Annotated in this window: 18 protein-coding genes; 5 read left to right on the top strand and 13 right to left on the bottom strand. The window is 61.7% G+C overall.

Annotated elements, in window-relative coordinates; translation table 11 throughout:
* Positions 1-86 precede the first annotated feature (86 nt).
* From NH448_RS07835 to NH448_RS07810, 6 genes are all read right to left on the bottom strand, one after another.
* On the bottom strand, positions 87-740 hold the full coding sequence (locus NH448_RS07835) for an alpha-ketoglutarate-dependent dioxygenase AlkB (RefSeq protein WP_052704239.1): 654 nt from the start codon (positions 738-740) through the stop codon (positions 87-89).
* Between the two features lie 113 nt (positions 741-853).
* The gene (locus tag NH448_RS07830; protein WP_045991476.1) at positions 854-1,426 is read right to left on the bottom strand and encodes a phosphatase PAP2 family protein; all 573 of its coding nucleotides are present in this window, start codon (positions 1,424-1,426) and stop codon (positions 854-856) included.
* Between the two features lie 134 nt (positions 1,427-1,560).
* Positions 1,561-2,721: a glycosyltransferase family 1 protein gene (locus NH448_RS07825; RefSeq protein WP_045991475.1), complete on the bottom strand. Its 1,161-nt coding sequence runs from the start codon at positions 2,719-2,721 to the stop codon at positions 1,561-1,563.
* Between the two features lie 163 nt (positions 2,722-2,884).
* A complete protein-coding gene (locus NH448_RS07820; protein WP_083970213.1) occupies positions 2,885-3,823 on the bottom strand; it encodes a LysM peptidoglycan-binding domain-containing protein in 939 nt (312 codons plus the stop codon).
* Entirely contained in the window at positions 3,766-4,641 is an 876-nt protein-coding gene (locus tag NH448_RS07815; protein ID WP_045991474.1) for an acyltransferase, read from the bottom strand. The genes NH448_RS07820 and NH448_RS07815 overlap by 58 nt, the downstream gene beginning before the upstream one ends.
* A gap of 130 nt (positions 4,642-4,771) precedes the next feature.
* Positions 4,772-5,674: a LysR family transcriptional regulator gene (locus tag NH448_RS07810; RefSeq protein WP_045991473.1), complete on the bottom strand. Its 903-nt coding sequence runs from the start codon at positions 5,672-5,674 to the stop codon at positions 4,772-4,774.
* 182 nt (positions 5,675-5,856) lie between these two features.
* On the opposite strand from NH448_RS07810, the gene NH448_RS07805 reads away from it, so the two are divergent.
* The 3 genes from NH448_RS07805 (at position 5,857) to NH448_RS07795 (ending at position 8,924) form a co-directional block, all read left to right on the top strand.
* Positions 5,857-6,558 (top strand): CoA transferase subunit A, encoded by a 702-nt coding sequence (locus tag NH448_RS07805; RefSeq protein WP_045991472.1) that lies wholly within the window; start codon positions 5,857-5,859, stop codon positions 6,556-6,558.
* Between the two features lie 57 nt (positions 6,559-6,615).
* A complete protein-coding gene (locus NH448_RS07800; protein ID WP_045991471.1) occupies positions 6,616-7,275 on the top strand; it encodes a CoA transferase subunit B in 660 nt (219 codons plus the stop codon).
* A gap of 356 nt (positions 7,276-7,631) precedes the next feature.
* Positions 7,632-8,924 (top strand): MFS transporter, encoded by a 1,293-nt coding sequence (locus NH448_RS07795; protein WP_045991470.1) that lies wholly within the window; start codon positions 7,632-7,634, stop codon positions 8,922-8,924.
* A 9-nt stretch (positions 8,925-8,933) separates the two neighbouring features.
* Here the strand turns inward: NH448_RS07795 and NH448_RS07790 are convergent, their stop codons facing one another.
* The 3 genes from NH448_RS07790 to NH448_RS07780 form a co-directional block, all read right to left on the bottom strand.
* Positions 8,934-9,692 carry a DUF1338 family protein gene (locus NH448_RS07790; RefSeq protein WP_045991469.1) on the bottom strand — a complete coding sequence of 253 codons (759 nt, stop codon included), beginning with the start codon at positions 9,690-9,692 and terminating at the stop codon, positions 8,934-8,936.
* 237 nt (positions 9,693-9,929) lie between these two features.
* Positions 9,930-10,193 (bottom strand): GrxA family glutaredoxin, encoded by a 264-nt coding sequence (locus NH448_RS07785; protein ID WP_045991468.1) that lies wholly within the window; start codon positions 10,191-10,193, stop codon positions 9,930-9,932.
* A gap of 187 nt (positions 10,194-10,380) precedes the next feature.
* Positions 10,381-11,211, bottom strand: coding sequence for an inositol monophosphatase family protein (locus tag NH448_RS07780; RefSeq protein WP_045991467.1), 831 nt, complete (start codon positions 11,209-11,211; stop codon positions 10,381-10,383).
* 121 nt (positions 11,212-11,332) lie between these two features.
* Between NH448_RS07780 and hybE the strand changes: the two genes are divergently transcribed.
* A complete protein-coding gene (hybE, locus tag NH448_RS07775; RefSeq protein WP_045991466.1) occupies positions 11,333-11,752 on the top strand; it encodes a [NiFe]-hydrogenase assembly chaperone HybE in 420 nt (139 codons plus the stop codon).
* 141 nt (positions 11,753-11,893) lie between these two features.
* On the opposite strand, the gene NH448_RS07770 is transcribed toward hybE, so the two are convergent.
* Positions 11,894-13,135 carry a TRAP transporter large permease subunit gene (locus NH448_RS07770; protein WP_083970212.1) on the bottom strand — a complete coding sequence of 414 codons (1,242 nt, stop codon included), beginning with the start codon at positions 13,133-13,135 and terminating at the stop codon, positions 11,894-11,896.
* A complete protein-coding gene (locus NH448_RS07765) occupies positions 13,132-13,587 on the bottom strand; it encodes a hypothetical protein (RefSeq protein WP_124804723.1) in 456 nt (151 codons plus the stop codon). The genes NH448_RS07770 and NH448_RS07765 overlap by 4 nt, the downstream gene beginning before the upstream one ends.
* A 655-nt stretch (positions 13,588-14,242) precedes the next feature.
* On the opposite strand from NH448_RS07765, the gene NH448_RS07760 reads away from it, so the two are divergent.
* Positions 14,243-15,013 (top strand): 3-hydroxybutyrate dehydrogenase, encoded by a 771-nt coding sequence (locus tag NH448_RS07760; RefSeq protein WP_045991621.1) that lies wholly within the window; start codon positions 14,243-14,245, stop codon positions 15,011-15,013.
* Between the two features lie 345 nt (positions 15,014-15,358).
* Here the strand turns inward: NH448_RS07760 and NH448_RS07755 are convergent, their stop codons facing one another.
* On the bottom strand, positions 15,359-15,898 hold the full coding sequence (locus tag NH448_RS07755) for a response regulator transcription factor (RefSeq protein WP_045991464.1): 540 nt from the start codon (positions 15,896-15,898) through the stop codon (positions 15,359-15,361).
* Positions 15,899-15,919: 21 nt separating this feature from the next.
* A complete protein-coding gene (locus tag NH448_RS07750) occupies positions 15,920-17,179 on the bottom strand; it encodes an ATP-binding protein (protein ID WP_045991463.1) in 1,260 nt (419 codons plus the stop codon).
* Positions 17,180-17,399 lie beyond the last annotated feature (220 nt).

The following is a 17,399-nucleotide window of genomic DNA, read 5'->3' as shown; positions in this document are numbered from 1 at the left end:
CGGATGAACGATCAACGGCGCCCACAGGGCGCCGTTTTTATGTCCTAGAGAAAGAGACGGCTCGGGTCTGGCGCCGGCATTGCAGGTCAGACGACAAGTCGACGAAAGGTCAGGTTGATTCGCTCACCCGGAATCTTGCGTGGCAGCAGGGCGTGTTCGAGCTGTTCCTGGCAGCCGGGCCCCATCCATAGCAGGCTGCCGCTTTCGAGCCAGACGTTGAAGGCCGCGGACGAGCGGTCCTTCCAGCGAAAGCGCATGGGACGGGTCGCCCCCAGGCTGATGGAGGCGATGGTAGGGCAATCGCCAAGTTCCGCTTCGTTATCGCAGTGCCAGCCCATGCGGTCCTCGCCGTTGCGATAGCGGTTGATCAGTACGCTATTGAAGGCGCTGGTCGGTGTGCTCTTTTCGACGGCCGAAAACCGTTCGAGCAGGCCATTGAGACGATCACGCAGGGCCGCCACCGACGGATGCCAGGGGCAGGGCGCGAAGTCCCTGCCGGAGTAGCGATAGGCGTGATCGCCCATCCATACCTGCTGGCGGGGAATGGGATGACTGCGCCCGTAAAGGGTCAGTTCGGGCTGCTGCCAGTCGAGTTCCTGGCGCAGCCTATCCTGCAGGTCGCTTGCATCGGGCTCGCTTATGAGCCCGGGCAGGTAGTAAAGCGGTGGGGTCTCGACCAGGGTTTGGGATGGCGCTTCGTGTAGCAATTTGAACAGCGCTTTGGGGTCATGTGGTGGCATTCAAGCAGGATGCCAGTGAAGGCTGGCTGGCGCCACCGATCAGGAGCGGTGGCGCTTTTTCTGGAGATGCGGGCGAGATGCGGGCGAGCGGCAGTGATGCCCCCGAGGCGGCGTCAGTGGGACGCCGCGATCAGCAGAGTGGTCGAGGAAAGCCCGAGGCTAGCCAGGGCCATGCCATAGCCAAGCGCCGCGCCGGCAAGGACGTCACTGTAGTAGTGCAGTCCCAGGCCCACCCGCGAGATGGCGATCAAGCCCGCCAGGGGCAGCAGCCAGGGCAGCAATGCGGGGCTGTGTACTGCGACCAGGGTGCAGAACATCACCGCGTGCATGGTGTGGCCGCTGGGGAAGCTGTAGCGGTCCCTGGCCGGTTCGTTGCACTGGATGCTGCCGCCAAAGGTGATGAAGGGCCGTTCTCGACACAGACGGGTCTTCAGCAGCTTGTACACCGCGATCGCCACCACGGCGGTGACGGTGTATTCGAGCATCAGGCGCAGACCGATATCGCGGCCGTGGATCGCCGGCAACGCCACGATCAGCGCCACCCAGATCGGCCAGTCGCCCAGCTTGCTGGAGATCTTCAAGGTGGATAGCCAGGGGCGGTGAATGCTGAGGCCGGCGGTGCGCTGGCACAGTTGCCACTCGAGCATATCCAGGCGGTCGAACATCTGCGGGATTTTAGTGGGCATGTCACATCTCCCTGGCGGTAAGTCGTCTTCTAGCGTCTTTTGTCGTCATGTGTCGTCATGTGTCGTGCTAGGGCCCGCTTCCTGTGGCCTCCACGCCGCCGCTCGGGCCGGCGGCGGGGTGTTCAACGAGCGATCTAGGCCTTGGCGGGGTCCGACAGGCCGGTTCCCGACGTCAGGGCTTGGTGATGGGCGTCGAGGAAGGTCTGGGCGATGGATGGCCAGCGGTAGGCCAGGGCGCGTTCCCGGGCGGCGCGGCCCAGGCGGGCGTAGCGTGCCTGCTGCTGGCATAGCGCTGTCGCCTGCTGACGGAATTCGGCGTTGTCACCGGCGGCGACGCTGACCCCATCCTTGTCGGTGGTGATCAACTCGGCGCCGGCCGCGTGGCGGAAGGCTACGACCGCCAGGCCGCTGGCCATGGCTTCGAGAATGACGTTGCCCCAGGTCTCCGACAGCGAGGGAAAGACGAAGATGTCGGCGCTGGCGTAGTGGATTTGCATCTCGGCGGAATCGATGAAGCCGGTAAAGATGGCGTCCGGCAGGGCCTTTTCCAGCGATGCCCGCCCGGGGCCGTCGCCCACCACCACCAGGCGCATGTCGGGGCGCGCCTCGAGCATGTCGAGAAAGGTGTCGCGCAACAGCTCCAGGTTCTTCTCTGGCGCCAGTCGGCCCACGTAGAGCGCCACCGGCTGGTGCTGGCCGACACCCCAGCTGTCGCGCAGTTGCTGACTACGCTTGGCGGGGGTGAAACGATCGCCTTCGATGCCGCGTGCCATGACGCTGACGCGCTCGAAGCCTCTTTGCGCAAGCTCCCGGGCTTGCTGATGGGTCGGTACCAGGGTCGCCGCACAGCGATTGTGAAAATGACGCAGGCGATTGCGTACCAGTGGCGCCAGCCACGGCAGACCATAGTCCTGGCAGTAGTGATCGAAGTTGGTGTGCCAGCCGCTGACCACGGGAATGTCCAGCTTTTCTGCCGCGCGCAGCGCTGACCAGCCCAAGGGGCCTTCGGTCGCTACATAGATGGCGTCGGGACGATTGTCGCGCCATAGCCTGCGCAAACGACTGGCGGAGGCCCAGCCGATACGCACTTCCTTGTAGCGCGGCATCGACATGCCGCGTACACGAAGTTCGTGGGCCATCCCGGTGGCGGGTTCGGTGGAGCCGTCGACGGGGGCCGGCCGGACCAGCTGCAGCGTCACGCCAAGAGCACGCAGTTCCTGGCTGATGCGCCCCAGCGTATGGGCGACCCCATTGATATCAGGAGACCAGGTTTCGCTGACCAGACAGATGCGCATGGAATTCCTCGTACCGGTCGGGCCCCGTATGGCCCGCTCCCGAGACAGAGTGATGCTCCAGCATGACATCTCTAGGTCAGCGATATGAACAGGCTGTTACGGTGTCGATGGGGCCGGGCGACGGACAAGCGCATTGCGCTTGCGTCGACTCGGCCCGCAGCGCTCAGCGAAGGATGGTGTCCGGGTCGATGGGCTTGCCGCCATGGCGCATGTCGAACAGCAGATCGTGGCGGCCGGTCGAGGCATGCTTGCCGACCACGCATAGTGGGGTGCCGCGGCTGACCTGTTCTCCCTGCTTGACCAGCAGGTCGTCACATAGCGCGTAGACACTCTGCAGGTTATCGGCGTGGTGCACGATCACCACCTGGCCCAGTTGCCGCATGCCGTCGGCGAACCGCACCTGGCCATCGGCAACGGCCTTGGCCCGGGCGCCCTCGTCGGTGGCCAGCAGCATCGGCTGCAGGCTGCCGCGGCTGTCCTTGCCGTAACGGCGCACCACCCGATAGTCGTCCAGCGGCCAGGGCCAGCCACGAGCGTTTGAGGCGACCGGACCGGGATCCGGCAACGAAGCGGAGCGAGAGGGGCTGGACGTGCCTGAGCTGCTGGACGTGCCTGAGCTGCTGGCGACCGATCGGCTGGCCAGCGGCACCTGGATCACCTGGCCGACCTTGAGGTCGGTGGCGCGGACGCCAGGATTGGCACTCTGGATGCGCTGAGCGGTGGTGCCGAAGCGCCTGGCAACGGCGCTATAGGTGTCGCCGGGGCGGATCTGATAGCGATAGGGGCCGCCGGACGGCGCCCGCTCCTGATGAGAGGGCACCAGCAGGCGCTGACCCACGGCCAGGTGGCGGGCGTCGACACCCGGATTGAAGCGCTGCAGCCGCAATAGCGGTACGCCGGCGCGGCGGGCGATGGAGCCGAGGGTGTCGCCGCGCTGCACGCTGATCCAGTCGCCGGCAATGCTGCTGCCGGCGACGCTGGCGCTGCGTTGCGATGACGTCGGGGATGCCCCCTGACCGGCGCAGCCGGCCAGCAGCAGGGCGATCACCAGCGGTGCGAGTCGAGTGAGGCGTCCTTGTTCTGCCACAGGGCGTTGAGCCATGAGTGGAAGCGTTCCTTGTAGTGCGGGTCGTCGTGATAGCGCCCCTCCAGCATCCACGGCGCCACGTCGAGGCGGCGTGCATCAAGGCGAATGGCCTTCTCCTGGCCGCACAGGAAGCGCCAGAAGCTGGGTTGGCTCGACTGGTAGTCGATGGTGAGGTCGATGATGGCGTCGAGACGATCGCCGAGCAGGTTCAGTACCTGGGCGATGCCGCCGGCCTTGGGGCGCAACAGATGGCGAAAGGGGCTTTGCCTGGCCTCGCGCTTGGCCGGGGTGAAACGGGTCCCTTCGACAAAGTTGATGATGGCAATGGGAACGTCGCGGGCACGCTTGCACATGCGCTCGGTGGCCTTGCGATCGCGTTCGGCCAGGCGTGGGTTGGCGGCCAGGCGCTCCTTGCTGTAGCGGCGCATGAAGGGAAACTCCAGTGCCCACCAGGCCATCCCTACTACCGGGATCCAGATAAGCTGCTGCTTGAGAAAGAAGCGTGGCATCGGGATCTTGCGATGAAACGCCATCATCAGCAGGAAGATGTCGGTCCAGCTCCGATGGTTGGACAGCACCAGGTACCAGGCGTCCGGGCTCAGCCCCTCGGGCACCGACATGCGAAGGTCGGGCTTGATCCAGTGACGCATCCACCACAGGTTGAAACCGATCCAGTTGAGGGCGATGGCGTTGAGCCCGGCCAGCACGCGCCGCTGCCAGCGTCGCCCGGGGGTGACCACCTTGAGCAGGGTCAGGATCACCAACGGGATGGTCCAGAATAGCGTGTTGCCAACCAGCAGCAGAACGCTGATCAGGCCCTTGAGGGTCGACATTCCTTGGATAACCTCGCAACAGCAGATAGAGCGGGTGTCGCCTGGCCGTGACAGTGGGCGAGGCAGGCCCGCCAATCCTAATGGATCCGGTGCCGGCTGCCCAGTGCGAGGGTCCACGGCCATGTCAGCGTCATGCTTCTGAGAGGGTCGGTGTCTCGATATTGTCGACCAGTACCTGGAGCATGGCGCGGGCGGCCACCGACAGCTCGTGGGGGTTCCAGGTGACCACCCCCACGGCGCGCTCGATGACGGGATCCTTGAGTGGGCGGCAGACCGCGCCGGCCTCCTGCATCTGACGCAGGCACAGCGAGGGCACGGCGCTGACGCCCAGGCCATTGGCCACCATGCGTCCGACGCTGGCGAGCTGATGGGTCTCGAAGGCTACCTTGAGGGCCCCGTGTCGGGCACCGAGCTGCTGCTCCAGCAGGCGGCGTACCATGGAAGGCCGCTGCAGCGCCACGAAGTCCCAGCTCATCAGGCTTTCCCAGTCGAGGCTTGAATGCTGTACCAGAGGCGAGCGTGGGGGCAGCACGGCCACGAAGCGGTCGTGAAACAGCGGAGTGAAGTGCAGGCTGCCGGTGGCCTCCGGCTCGAAGGCGATGCCCATCTCCACCTGGCGCTGGCGCACCATGTCGATCACCTGCTCGTTGACCACGTCATGTACGGTGACGTTGATACGCGGGTGCTGGCGGTGAAACACCCCCAGCGCCGGGGCCAGCAGATTGCCGGCAAAGGCCGGCATGGCGGCCAGGGAGAGCCGTCCAAGTTGCAGGGTGAAGCGTTGGCGCAGGGCGTCCTCGGTGTTGTCCCATTCCACCAGCAAGCGTTTGGCCAGCGGCACCAGGGACTCACCTTCGGGGGTCAGGCGGACGCTTCGGGTCGTGCGGATCAGCAGTCTACCGCCTAGGCTGTCCTCGAGACCCTTGATCGCCAGGCTCAGCGCCGGCTGGGAGAGGTGGAGCTGTTCACAGGCCTGGGTGAAGCTCAGGGTTCTGGCCACCGCCAGAAAGGCACGCAGTTGCTTGACGGTCACGACATGCTACCAAGGTCAAATTTATTTAAAGATATAAATAATCAATAAAGAAAACAAACTTAACAAATATATGGGGGCGAGCAACACTGCCTTCAGTGCTACCTTGAGGCAGGGCGGGGCACCGGAACGGTGCCGGTTCGCCACCTCTCCTTTCACTTTCATCGACAGACGAGGCGCCCCACATGGCCGGATTCGACAAGCGCGTGTATTCCTATGAAGAGGCGATGGACGGCATCGAGAGCGGTATGACGGTGCTGGCCGGAGGCTTCGGTCTCTGCGGCATTCCGGAGAACCTGATCGCCGAGATCAAGCGTCGCGGGGTCAAGGACCTCACGGTGGTCTCCAACAACTGTGGCGTCGATGGCTTTGGCCTCGGGGTGCTGCTGGAGGATCGTCAGATCAGCAAGATCCTGGCCTCCTACGTGGGCGAGAACGCCCTGTTCGAGCGTCAGATGCTCGACGGTGAGATCGATGTGCAGCTGACCCCGCAGGGGACCCTGGCCGAAAAGATGCGCGCCGGCGGTGCCGGTATTCCCGCCTTCTACACGGCAACCGGCTATGGCACCCCCATCGGTGAGGGCAAGGAAGTGCGCGAATTCAACGGTCGCCACTATATCCTCGAAGAGGCCATCGTCGGTGACTTCGCCATCGTCAAGGGCTGGAAGGCCGATCGCTACGGCAATGTGGTCTATCGCAAGACCGCCCAGAACTTCAATCCCATGGTCGCCACCGCCGGCAAGATCACGGTGGTCGAGGTCGAAGAGATCGTCGAGCCGGGCGAGCTGGATCCGGCCGAGATCCACACGCCCGGTATCTACGTCGACCGCCTGATCCAGGGCACCTTCGAGAAGCGTATCGAGAAGCGCACCGTACACCAGGGCTGATCAGGCGCATCGCCCTGACGCAACGACTTCTCCAAAGAACAGCAAAGAGGCATCAAGATGGCACTCACTCGTGAACAGATGGCGCAGCGTGTCGCGCGCGAACTCGAAGACGGCTTCTACGTGAACCTGGGCATCGGCATTCCGACCCTGGTGGCAAACTATATTCCGGAAGGCATGGACGTGATGCTGCAGTCCGAGAACGGTCTGCTCGGCATGGGGCGTTACCCCACCGAGGAAGAGGTCGATCCGGACATGATCAACGCAGGCAAGCAGACCGTCACCGCGCGTCCGGGGTCGGCGATCTTTTCCTCGGCGGAGTCCTTCGCGATGATTCGCGGTGGTCACGTCGACCTGACGGTGCTGGGCGCCTTCGAGGTCGACCAGAACGGCAACATCGCTTCCTGGATGATCCCGGGCAAGCTGATCAAGGGCATGGGCGGAGCCATGGACCTGGTGGCGGGTGCCGAAAACATCATCTGCACCATGACCCACGCCTCCAAGGACGGCACTTCCAAGCTGCTGGAGTCCTGCAGCCTGCCGCTGACCGGTGCCGGCTGCATCAATCGTGTGCTGACCGATCTGGCCTATCTGGAGATCGATAACGGCGCCTTTATCCTCAAGGAGCGGGCACCGGGCGTCAGTGTCGAGGAGATCAAGGAAAAGACCGCCGGCAAGCTGATCGTGCCGGATGACGTCCCGGAAATGGTCTTCGACTGACCAAAACGCCCTTTGACCAGCGTCACCCTTGCCGAGCCAGCATGTTCTGCTGGCTGATACCTTGAGCGAGAACAAGGTTTTGGCACCCTCGCAGCGGCCCGGCTTACGCCGGGCCGCTGGCGTTTGCGAGACCCTGTCGCGGTTGCCGAATTTATGACCATCTTGAGTCCGGTGCCGCAGTGATCGGGCTTTTGGACGGTTCAAACGCCTTGATGCACAGCTTTATCCACAGAATCTGTGGATGAACCTCGTGGGAGGGATGGAGACTCGAGCCCTGGCAGGTACAATGCGGCGCCCAGGTCACTGGTCGAGACGGGCTCTCGGCCGGCCATTCGCCATCGCCACGGAGGTCTGTGTTGCGCGCACTCCCTGCCACTCTCCCGGTTCTGTTCCTGTGTGAGATCAGCTTCCTGCTGGGTCACGGTCTGATCATGACCCTGCTCGGGGTCCGCATGTCGCTGGAGGGCTTCCCCTCCCAGATGGCGGGGCTTCTGATGTCGAGCTTCTCGCTGGGGTTCGTGGCCGGAAGCTACTGGCTCGAGAAGCGCATTCGCAGCGTCGGCCATATTCGCGTGTTCGCCGCCTGTGCGGCGTCGCTGGCGGTTACCGCCATGCTTCATGGACTGTGGATCAATCCCTGGGCCTGGCTGGTCTGGCGGCTGATCGGGGGTGGTGCCACGGCGGGCCTGTTGATGGTCATGGAGTCCTGGGTGTCGGGGGAGTCCAGCAACGATAATCGCGGTCGCGTTCTGGGCTGGTACATGGTGATTTCGACCACCTCGCTGGCCGGCGGCCAGTGGATGCTCAATCTGGCCGACCCGGGCGGCCCGGTACTGTTCTCGGTGGTGGGGATGCTGTTTGCGCTGTCGCTGGTCCCGTTGTCGATTCATCGTATCCAGGGGCCCAGTCGTCACCACGACGTGACGCCGCGCAAGATTCGTCTGTCGACCCTGTATCGGCGGGCGCCGGTGGGCCTGGTCGGTGCCTTTACCGGCGGCCTGATGGTGCAGGCGTTCTTCGCCATGACTCCGTACTACGGTCAGGAGATCGGCCTGACCACTGCCCAGACCGCCAAGTTCATGGCGGTTACCACCCTGGTGGCGCTGGTCGCCCAGTGGGGGCTGGGACGGGTTTCGGATCGACTCGACCGGCGTCGCGTCATTCTGTGGATGGCGATCGTAATGACCGTCACCGGTGCTCTGATCTCGGCGGCGGCCGGTGCCAGCTTCTGGCTGCTGCTGGCGATCGCCTGCGGCCACACTGCCATGCTGCACACCCTGTATTCGCTCAGTCTGGCCCATACCAATGACTGGCTCGAACCCGAGGAGGTGGTCGCTGCCAATGCCAAGCTGATGATCTGGTACGGCATCGGCTCGGTCATCGGGCCTTTCAGTGCCTCGCTGGTGATGCAGGCGGCGGGTCCCGACGGGCTATGGCTGTTTCTCGGCATGGCGGCCTTTGCCCTGGCCATGTTCGTGATGGTCAGGCTCCACGGTGAGCGGGGCAAGTCGGTCGAGCAGGAGCCCTTCGTCGCTCAGCCGGTGATGGAGACTCCGCACTTCGCCGAGATCGATCCCCGCTACGAGCCCCAGCAGCTTGAGCTGGACCTGGAGGGTGAAGAAGAGCACACAGCCGACGCCGTCGGCTGACGCCCGGCGTCAGGTGATTTCGCAGCGGCTGTGGGGTGGCAGCATCACGTCGGCGGTGCGTTGCTGGCCCGCACTGGCCTGTTTTTCCAAGAGCAGCAGGCCGCCGAGCTGCACCCGATGTTCATCTCCCAGGGCGAACGCCAGACGCCGAGAACAGGTCGGGTAGAAGCGGTGTTCGACCATCGCCGACAGGGGGAGCGCCAGATCCTCGTTCTGTCCGGCGTGCAGGCCATGTTGCTGGAGTGCCTGGTCCAGCTCGACCAGGCTTCTGTCGAGTCTGCGGCAATCGAAGGCGACGTGATGCACCCGGGGGCCCATGACCGCCAGCCAGCCGGCCAGTGGATGGGCGCGATGAAGCTGCTGGTAGCTGTCCCAGTCAGGCATCGACCAGGGGCGGTTGGCGCCAAGCAATGGGGTTCGTTCTGCGTTGCCGGTGGCGACCAGCTTCAGCAGAGTATCGCGAGGCTGGCGCGACAGACGGGTGGTCTGCAGCTCGACGATGTTCAGTCTCGGCCCTTCTTCACGGCCGGCGAACAGGCAGGCGAGCAGGCCTCGGTCGGGCAGGGCGTAACGATATAGAGGGCGGTAGCCGTGCTGTTCAAGAGCCGGCAACAGGGAGGCCAGGCTCCAGGGGGACTGGCTCACGGTGACCAGCGTGAAGCACTCGACCGGCGCATCCACCGGCCACAGGCGCAGCGCACCGATGTCAGGGTGCTGATGGACGTAGTCCAGCCACAATTGCTGAACGAAGCGCTGCTGCTCTGTCATTGCCGATCCTTGCCTGCCAGGAAGCCTGTTCTGTGAGTATAGGCAGGAAGGAGGGACGATCTTTCAACGACGGGCGAACGTTCAACGGTTTCGGCGGCCAGACGGGTGAGGGCAAGCTCTGTTGGCCAGGATGGGCAGGGCAGGTGGCATGACCAGGCGCACGTTTCGTGGGGTCTTCAGCAAAAAAACGGGAAGCCCATGTGGGCTTCCCGTCTTGTTACCGGCTGTGCCGTCGGTTCAGGCAGGCATCAGCTCATTGTCGCGAACGTACTGGTCGAATTCGGTGAAGCCGCCCACGTGGGTCTGGTCGACGAAGATCTGCGGCACGGTGGTGACCGGCTTGCCGATGGTCTTTTCCATATCGGCCTTGGTGATGCCTTCTTCGTGAATGTCCACGTAGCGGTAGCCCTCGATGCGACCGGCGTCGCTCAGAGAGTTGGCGAGCTCCTTGGCGCGTACGCAGAAGGGGCAGCCGGGGCGACCGAAGATGACAACAATCATGAAAGCTCCTCGCATCGTTGATGCAGTGGGTAGTGTTGAATCAGCGACCTGTCCGACGCCATGCGGCGGGACGGTCAATGAGTAAGTGGATGGCGCGCATTGTGACGGATTGCGTCGCGGAAGGCCAATAGCGTTGCTGAATGCCGTTCGATCGAACACGGCTATCGGCATGGCGAAAAGTCGACGCTCAACCGATACCGATATCGCGCAATTCCCCTGCGTCGGCCTGGCGCAGCAGCTCTCCGAGTTCGTCGAAGATCGCCGGGGCGCTGACCAGCAGGTTCTCGCCGTAAAGGTCCTCGGGCAGGCCCTCCGGGCAGGGATACAGGTGCCCGGTGCGGGCGCCGGCCTCTCGGGCGATCAGCCAGCCTGCGGCGAAATCCCAGGGAGAGACGGTTTCGTAGTAGGCGTCCAGGCGACCACAGGCGACATCGCACAGATCCAGGGCGGCGGCGCCGTTGCGACGCACATCGCGACAGTGGTGAAGCACCGCGCCAAGGCGTCGCATCAGGGGCAGACGGCTATCACGCCGGTACGGAAAGCCGGTACCGACCAGGCTCTGCTCGAGGGACTCGCTCTGGCTTGCGCTGATCGACTGTCCATTGCGCCAGGCGCCCTTGTCGCGTATTGCGGTGAAGGTCTCGCCGAGGAAGGGGGCATGGACCACGCCCAATTGGGTGACCCCATCCTTGACGTAGGCGATGGACACCGCCACATGGAAGAGTCCGTGGGCAAAATTGACGGTACCATCGATGGGATCGACCACCCACAGGGCGCCATCTTCTTCCACGGCATCCTTGTCGGGGGCCAGCTCCTCGCTGAGGCGGTCCTCGCCGGGGAAGGCCGATTCCAGGCGTTCGGTGATCATGGTGTCCACCGCCACGTCGGTATCGGTGACCAGCTCCTGGCCTTCCTTGAAGTGATGCTTGAGGTCGTCACCTTCGCGGGCATCGCGGATCATCTTGCCAGCCGCCGTGGCGATGTCGATGGTGGCTTCCAGACGTTCCTCGAGGGTCATGGGCGACTCCTTGCAGGGGGAGGGATTTTGGCTGAAGTCTAACATTCCCGTTCGGCGCGTGCCTGTGGGTGTCGAGGACAGTAACGGGGAATCAAGGGTTCAACAGTGACAGGAAGGTGTGATGTCGGCGTTATCGATGGAGCAGTACCGGCGGCTGGAACGTCTTGCCAGGGAATTCAGTGATCGTCACCTGCAGGCGTTCAAGGCGCGCCCGGAGTTTCACCCCCGGCTTGCGGTGGATGCCTTGTGTTTTGCGCCCTGTCCTGGCCGTCCTGGATGGCTGGTTGGCGCCTGGCTGACGCCCTGCGACCTGTCGCTGGCGCTGGTGCGGGAATCCGCCGAGGCGTGCGATACGGGCACGGCCGGGCCTCAGGTGCTGGAGCTGCCAAGGGGGGAATTCGAGCTGGAGCCGGAAATCATGGCCGGGGACATATTGTGGCGCTGCCTGCTGTTGAACGACCTTGGCGATGTCGACGACATGGGCGAGGCCTGTCGCCTGGCACAGCGGCTGATGGACAAGGTGATGACGGCCCCCGAGTGAGTCGACATGATAGCAGTCACTGTCCGGGGGCATGGCTGTGGGTGGCTTTGTTACATTATTGATAAAAGTGCTGTCTTGGTCGTGACTTTATATCGTTTTTATCAGTGAATTCCTGGTAATGGTTGATTGATATGTTTTTATTTATTGGCTCAATGTACAGCTTACTACAATAAATATTGAAATAGAGACTATGAGGAGATAGCCTGATGCAAGGCTGTGACATCGCGATGGTGTGCCTTGTTCGCTTGTTGGACGCTTGTAGAGTTCGACCAAGAGCTGTGCAAAGAGGGCCCCGATACTGGTCAGGGAAATCATGAAAAAACCAAGCTGGAATTCGTCTATACCAAGCTGGTCGGTCAAGGGATAGACTAGCGGTGTCAAGATGATCAGTGCAGCGACGGCTCTTGTCAAACAGGCTGTCACCACCACCGCAGTAGCAACGATAAGTAGTGTGGAGTAGGTGGTGCTGTCAAGGGAAAGCGCTGTTTCGATAATGCGGTCCGAAATTCCAGAGTGCTGAAGACTCGCGTTGAGTAATCCGGAAAATCCAATTGTTACTATTATCACAGATGAGGTTATTGATGATTGAATCAAGATTCTGCGTATGTCGCGTAGCGCTAAGGTTCTATGGATAAATAATGCTCCGAGTAAAGCATGGATGACAGCCAGCATCGCTGCTTCCGAAAAACGGAATATGTAGGAGCTTACCCCACCAATCACAATCAAGGGTATCGCTAGATCCCATATGGCAGAAAATACTGAAAACAGAAAAGAGGGCGAACGGAGGTTTCCATCATGGTATGAGCGTGAATGAGTGTTCTGATATGTACAGATGATGGTCAGAATAGCGGATAGCACGAGTATTGCTGGAACCAGCTTTGGATACACGTCACTGGCTAGCATGTAAGAGACTGATATAAAAACGGCAGCAAGAACCGATAGCGCTGTAAATGCACTCACAATTGTCGGGATAGCTCTATTGGTTCGGTATTGCGGTGCGTGGCCAAGGTTGTTTGACGTGCCTGATAACAATTGCGTGACAGGCCCATGACTACTTGCAGTGTCTGGTTCGGATGCCGTGTCTGAAACCGTCTGCGACAGAGGGGTAGCGTCTTTCACGATGCCGAAGACGCCAAAGGTGAGACTCTTCAAGCTGGCACTGACTCTTCCATGAGTGATGAGATCTCCGGTTACGATGAGTAAAGGGATGGCTTCCAACTGCAGACTCTGCATATTGTGCAAGAACTGAAAAGTGACTAGTCCATAAGTCAGGTCTTGCGTCTCGATTAGACCAACGCCCACTACCCCTATCACGAAGATGACGGGAACTCCAAGTACTAGAAGTTCTGCCAGGACAGCAAACACCAGACTCAAGGGGGTCATTGAGTGATCGCCTCAGTTGGTGGTGTCGTAAACCATGCTCGTGAAAATGCAATCAAGGAGGTGTAGCTCATCATCATAAACATGATAGGTAGCATTGTCTGGCCCAAGGCGCGAAGATTTTCCTCATAAAATATGTGTTCTATGTTTGCAAGCAGGAGATTTTCATGGAAAAGGTAGGTTAGTATGATCATGATCTTCATTGTCGCTAATTGAGCGAGAATCATGATCTTGTTCCTTGCACTATCGGGGAGCGTGTTCGCGATGTATGTAAGGGCGAAATAGCACCCCCGTCGATGAGCCATTGTTGCTCCTGGAAGAACGATGCAGATTGTGAGCAAATCAACGAGTCCAAATGGATAGTTGATTGTATTGAGGAAAAGTCGGTAAACTGCTCCAAAAGCGATCAGCAGGAATAGGCTGATCATTGCAATAAGAATCAGGTATCCAGTCATTCTATCGATTTCCTGATCTATTTTTTGCATCGCTATCAACATGGCGAATGTGTTCTCGTCTGGTTGGATGGAATTGATGATTTCCTTGGACAGCGTTGGAAAGTGTTGTTTGATAAAAGGTTTGTGTTGTCGGTAGGGTCAGAATATTTAATGGAAGGGGTGTGGCGTAAATACATTCTGTCCATATCCCGCTCCCTGTTTATGATTTACGGGCAAATTTTATACTCTTGAAAGACAACTTCCCTGCCGTGGAAATAAAAGAGGTATCTCCTGCGTGCGACAAGGGTCGTGGGGGGATCGTGTTATCCCGATGTTGTCAGGTCAACAAATACTTATGCTTTGATATGATGTGGATCAATAGCAGCGCACGGCTGCATATATGTTGTGCTCAGCTAAATATACATATTGAGTTTCAGGCCGGTCTGCAGACGATGTACTGTCGTCTGCCTGTGGCCAGGAATCCTGTCGCTTGGCACAGCGGCTGATGGACAAGGTGATGACGGCCCCCGAGTGAGCGATCGAGACCTTTGTCCGGCTGGCGCTGCAATGCAGCACTAGCATATGCTGGGATGCTGATGTAGGCGTTGGCAGGAATCACCATCAGAAAGACGCCACCCGTTCGACGGGTGATGTGTTGCAGACCCAGAGGAGAGCAATAGTGAGCGATCATTCCACTCCCAGAGTTGCCCTGGTGACCGGCACCAGCAGCGGCATCGGTGCGGCGGTCGTCGCCCATCTGCGTGCTCAGGGGCATCAAGTCCTGGCGGTCGACTTCAACCCGGCCGGACGGGAGGTGGCCGAGGCCGAGGGTGCGGTCTTCCACGAGGCCGATCTGACCCAGGCCGAGGCCTGTTGCGGCGCCGTCGATGAAGCCCTGAGGCGTTTCGGGCGGCTGGATATTCTGGTCAACAACGCCGGCATCCAGCACGTCGCTCCCATCGAGGAGTTCCCCCAGGAAAAATGGCGTCAGATCATCGATCTGATGCTGACCGCGCCCTTCCTGCTGACCCAGGCGGCCTGGCCGTCGATGCGCGAGAATGGTTGGGGGCGCATCGTCAATATCGCCTCGGTCCATGCCCAGGTGGCCTCGCCCGGCAAGGCCGCCTACATCAGCGCCAAGCATGGCATGATCGGGCTGACCAAGACGGCTGCGCTGGAAGGCGGCGCCCAGGGCATCACCGCCAACGCCCTGTGTCCGGCCTACGTCAAGACGCCACTGGTGGACAATCAGATCGCCGACCAGGCCAGACTCCATGGGATGGAGGAGCAGGAGGTGATCGAGCAGATCATGCTCAAGAATGCCGCCGTGAAGCGCTTGATCGACCCCTCCGAGGTGGCGAGCCTGGTCGGGTATCTTGCCTCGGATGCGGCCGGTGCAGTCACCGGCGCCAGCTGGAATATCGATCTGGGCTGGACCGCCCAGTAGAGCACGCTGTTGCAGAGCCTCCGTTGCAGAGCCTCTGTTGCAGACCCCCTGGCGCTTGGCCCTTCGTGTTGAGAGTCTGGGCGTAAAATGCACGGGCGCAAAGACCTCTGATCTAGAGGCGCCTGGCGCAATGAAGGACGGTAGGGAAGGCCGGTAGAGAGAAGGACGGTAGAGAAGGACGGAGAGACACCCGACGTCGGGCATGCACTAGCGTGCTGAGCTCAAACAAGAGACGCAGCCCTTGGGCTGCGTCTCTTTTGTATCGGGTGTCCGCTGTATCGGGCGTCTGCTTTAGCGCGGGGCTACTGTCTCGAGAGCTATCACCAGCGGCGTACGAAGGTTTCATCAACGCCGGACAGGGCGCTTCTGCAACTTTCGCTGCAGGGTGCGACGGTGCATGCCGAGCGCCCTGGCGGTGGCCGAGATGTTGCCGTCGTGTTCCTGCAGCACCTTCTGGATATGCTCCCAGGTCAGGCGGTTGATCGACGGCGGGTTGTCTGCCACCTCGGTCTCGGGATTGCCCTCACGCTGTTCCAGGGCGCTGAGTACCTCGTCGGCGTCCACTGGCTTGCACAGGTAGTTGACCGCCCCGAGCTTGATCGCCTCCACCGCCGTGGCGATGCTGGAGTAGCCGGTCAGCACCACGATGCGGCAGTCGGGAACCACCTCCAGCAGTTCGGGCAACAGCTTCAACCCCGAGTCCTGGTCGAGCTTCAGGTCCAGGGTGGCGACCTCAGGCTGGTGGCGACGCGCCAGTTCCAGCGCCTGGGTGGCGTCATGGGCCACCTCGACCTCGTGGCCGCGGCGCTGCATGGCGCGTTCGAGTACGTGGCAAAAGACCTCATCGTCATCGATGATCAGTAGCCGGTGTGCGGTGTCTTGCATGATGTCCTCGTGAATGGAGACTCAGCCGACGCGGGGCAGGGTGACCTCGGTCAGGGTGCCGCCGTCGTGATGATTATACAGACTGACGCCCCCGCCGAAGCGATTGATGGTGGCGTGGGTCAGGAACAGACCGATTCCCAGTCCCTTGCTCTTGGTCGAGACGAAGGTCTCGCCGAGCTGGTCGGCGATCGACATGGGGATGCCTGGTCCATGATCGCGGATATCGATGATCACCTTGTCGGCGGTCCAGTCGAGCTGGATTTCGATATCGTCTGGCTGGGCGTCGGCGGCGTTGTTCAGCAGGTTGGTCAGCGCCTGGTCCAGGGTGGTATCCACTGCGATCGATGGCTGGCCGCGTCGGCGTGCGACCTCAAGGCGATGGGTAACGTCCGGGCGCAGCACCAGCCAGCGGTCGATCACGCCATCGAGCCAGCTCTGGGCGTCGCGGGTCTCCGGCTCGTCCTTGCGCCGGAGGTCGGCGCTTTCGACCAGGTTGCGCAGGCGCGCCTTGCAGGTGTCAACCTGCTGGCGCAACAGGTCGATATCTTCCACCAGCCTGGGGTCGTCGTGGTGTTCGTTCTTGAGTTCGGACAGTACCACCGCCATGGTCGACAGCGGCGTGCCGAGTTCGTGGGCGGTGCCGGCGGCCTGGGTCGCCACCGCCAGCACCTGCTCCGAGCGCAGCGCCGCCTCGCGAGTCCGAGCCAGGGTCTGGTCGCGATGGCGCAGGGCGTGGGCCATCTTGTAGATAAAGAAGGTCACCAGGCCTGCCGACAGGAAGAAGTTGAGCCACATGCCCAGCACGTGAAGGTTGACGCTGGAGGCATAGTGGGAGCCCAGCTGCGGCACCGGATGGTAGACCACCATCAGGGCGCTGTAGGCGGCCATGGCGGTGAGTGCCAGGATCCAGGCGTGACGCCAGGGCAGGGTGGCAGCGGCGATGGTCACCGGCACCAGATAGTAGGTGATGAAGGGATTGGTCGCACCGCCGGTGAAGTAGAACAGCAGGGTCAGCCCGGCCACGTCCAGCAGCAGGTGGATCAGGTACTCGTGATGGCTGACATCCCTGGGCCGGCCCAGGCGCCACCAGGTGGCGATATTGATCAGGCCCATGGCGACGATCACCGCGATCACCGCAGGAACGTCGAGGGCGAAGTCCAGCAGCTCGATGCCGACGATGATGGCGACCAGAAAACCGGTCCAGGTGATGCCGCGTACAAAGGTCAGGCGGATCAGATTGCGGTTGGGCGTCGACAGTGGCAATGGAAGGGCGGCAGGCATGATCTCTCCCTCGATGAGTGGCGGCATGATAGCGCATCGCAGGCCCGACCGTCGTGGGGCGCGCGCAACAGGCCTGGCGCCCGAATCGGCGGGTTCGGCCTGGGGTCATGCGCACCAGGGATAAAGTCGTTGGCGGCGAGCGATTGCGTCGTGCCCTCGGCTGGGCAACAGTGGCAGGGGCCTGTGCAGCGAAGACGCCAGGTGGTGGCTTCGACGTGAC

This window comes from Halomonas sp. OfavH-34-E, assembly GCF_024124525.1.
Taxonomy (GTDB): Bacteria; Pseudomonadota; Gammaproteobacteria; order Pseudomonadales; family Halomonadaceae; genus Halomonas; species Halomonas litopenaei.
This window is presented reverse-complemented; position numbering and strand designations above follow the sequence as displayed.

Excerpts from the sequence above, each read along its gene's own strand:
- NH448_RS07835 (WP_052704239.1), bottom strand. The coding sequence starts at position 740 with ATGCCACCACATGACCCCAAAGCGCTGTTCAAATTGCTACACGAAGCG.
- NH448_RS07830 (WP_045991476.1), bottom strand. The coding sequence starts at position 1,426 with ATGCCCACTAAAATCCCGCAGATGTTCGACCGCCTGGATATGCTCGAG.
- NH448_RS07825 (WP_045991475.1), bottom strand. The coding sequence starts at position 2,721 with ATGCGCATCTGTCTGGTCAGCGAAACCTGGTCTCCTGATATCAATGGG.
- NH448_RS07820 (WP_083970213.1), bottom strand. The coding sequence starts at position 3,823 with ATGGCTCAACGCCCTGTGGCAGAACAAGGACGCCTCACTCGACTCGCA.
- NH448_RS07815 (WP_045991474.1), bottom strand. The coding sequence starts at position 4,641 with ATGTCGACCCTCAAGGGCCTGATCAGCGTTCTGCTGCTGGTTGGCAAC.
- NH448_RS07805 (WP_045991472.1), top strand. The coding sequence starts at position 5,857 with ATGGCCGGATTCGACAAGCGCGTGTATTCCTATGAAGAGGCGATGGAC.
- NH448_RS07800 (WP_045991471.1), top strand. The coding sequence starts at position 6,616 with ATGGCACTCACTCGTGAACAGATGGCGCAGCGTGTCGCGCGCGAACTC.
- NH448_RS07790 (WP_045991469.1), bottom strand. The coding sequence starts at position 9,692 with ATGACAGAGCAGCAGCGCTTCGTTCAGCAATTGTGGCTGGACTACGTC.
- NH448_RS07785 (WP_045991468.1), bottom strand. The coding sequence starts at position 10,193 with ATGATTGTTGTCATCTTCGGTCGCCCCGGCTGCCCCTTCTGCGTACGC.
- NH448_RS07780 (WP_045991467.1), bottom strand. The coding sequence starts at position 11,211 with ATGACCCTCGAGGAACGTCTGGAAGCCACCATCGACATCGCCACGGCG.
- hybE (WP_045991466.1), top strand. The coding sequence starts at position 11,333 with ATGTCGGCGTTATCGATGGAGCAGTACCGGCGGCTGGAACGTCTTGCC.
- NH448_RS07770 (WP_083970212.1), bottom strand. The coding sequence starts at position 13,135 with ATGACCCCCTTGAGTCTGGTGTTTGCTGTCCTGGCAGAACTTCTAGTA.
- NH448_RS07765 (WP_124804723.1), bottom strand. The coding sequence starts at position 13,587 with ATGACTGGATACCTGATTCTTATTGCAATGATCAGCCTATTCCTGCTG.
- NH448_RS07755 (WP_045991464.1), bottom strand. The coding sequence starts at position 15,898 with ATGCAAGACACCGCACACCGGCTACTGATCATCGATGACGATGAGGTC.
- NH448_RS07750 (WP_045991463.1), bottom strand. The coding sequence starts at position 17,179 with ATGCCTGCCGCCCTTCCATTGCCACTGTCGACGCCCAACCGCAATCTG.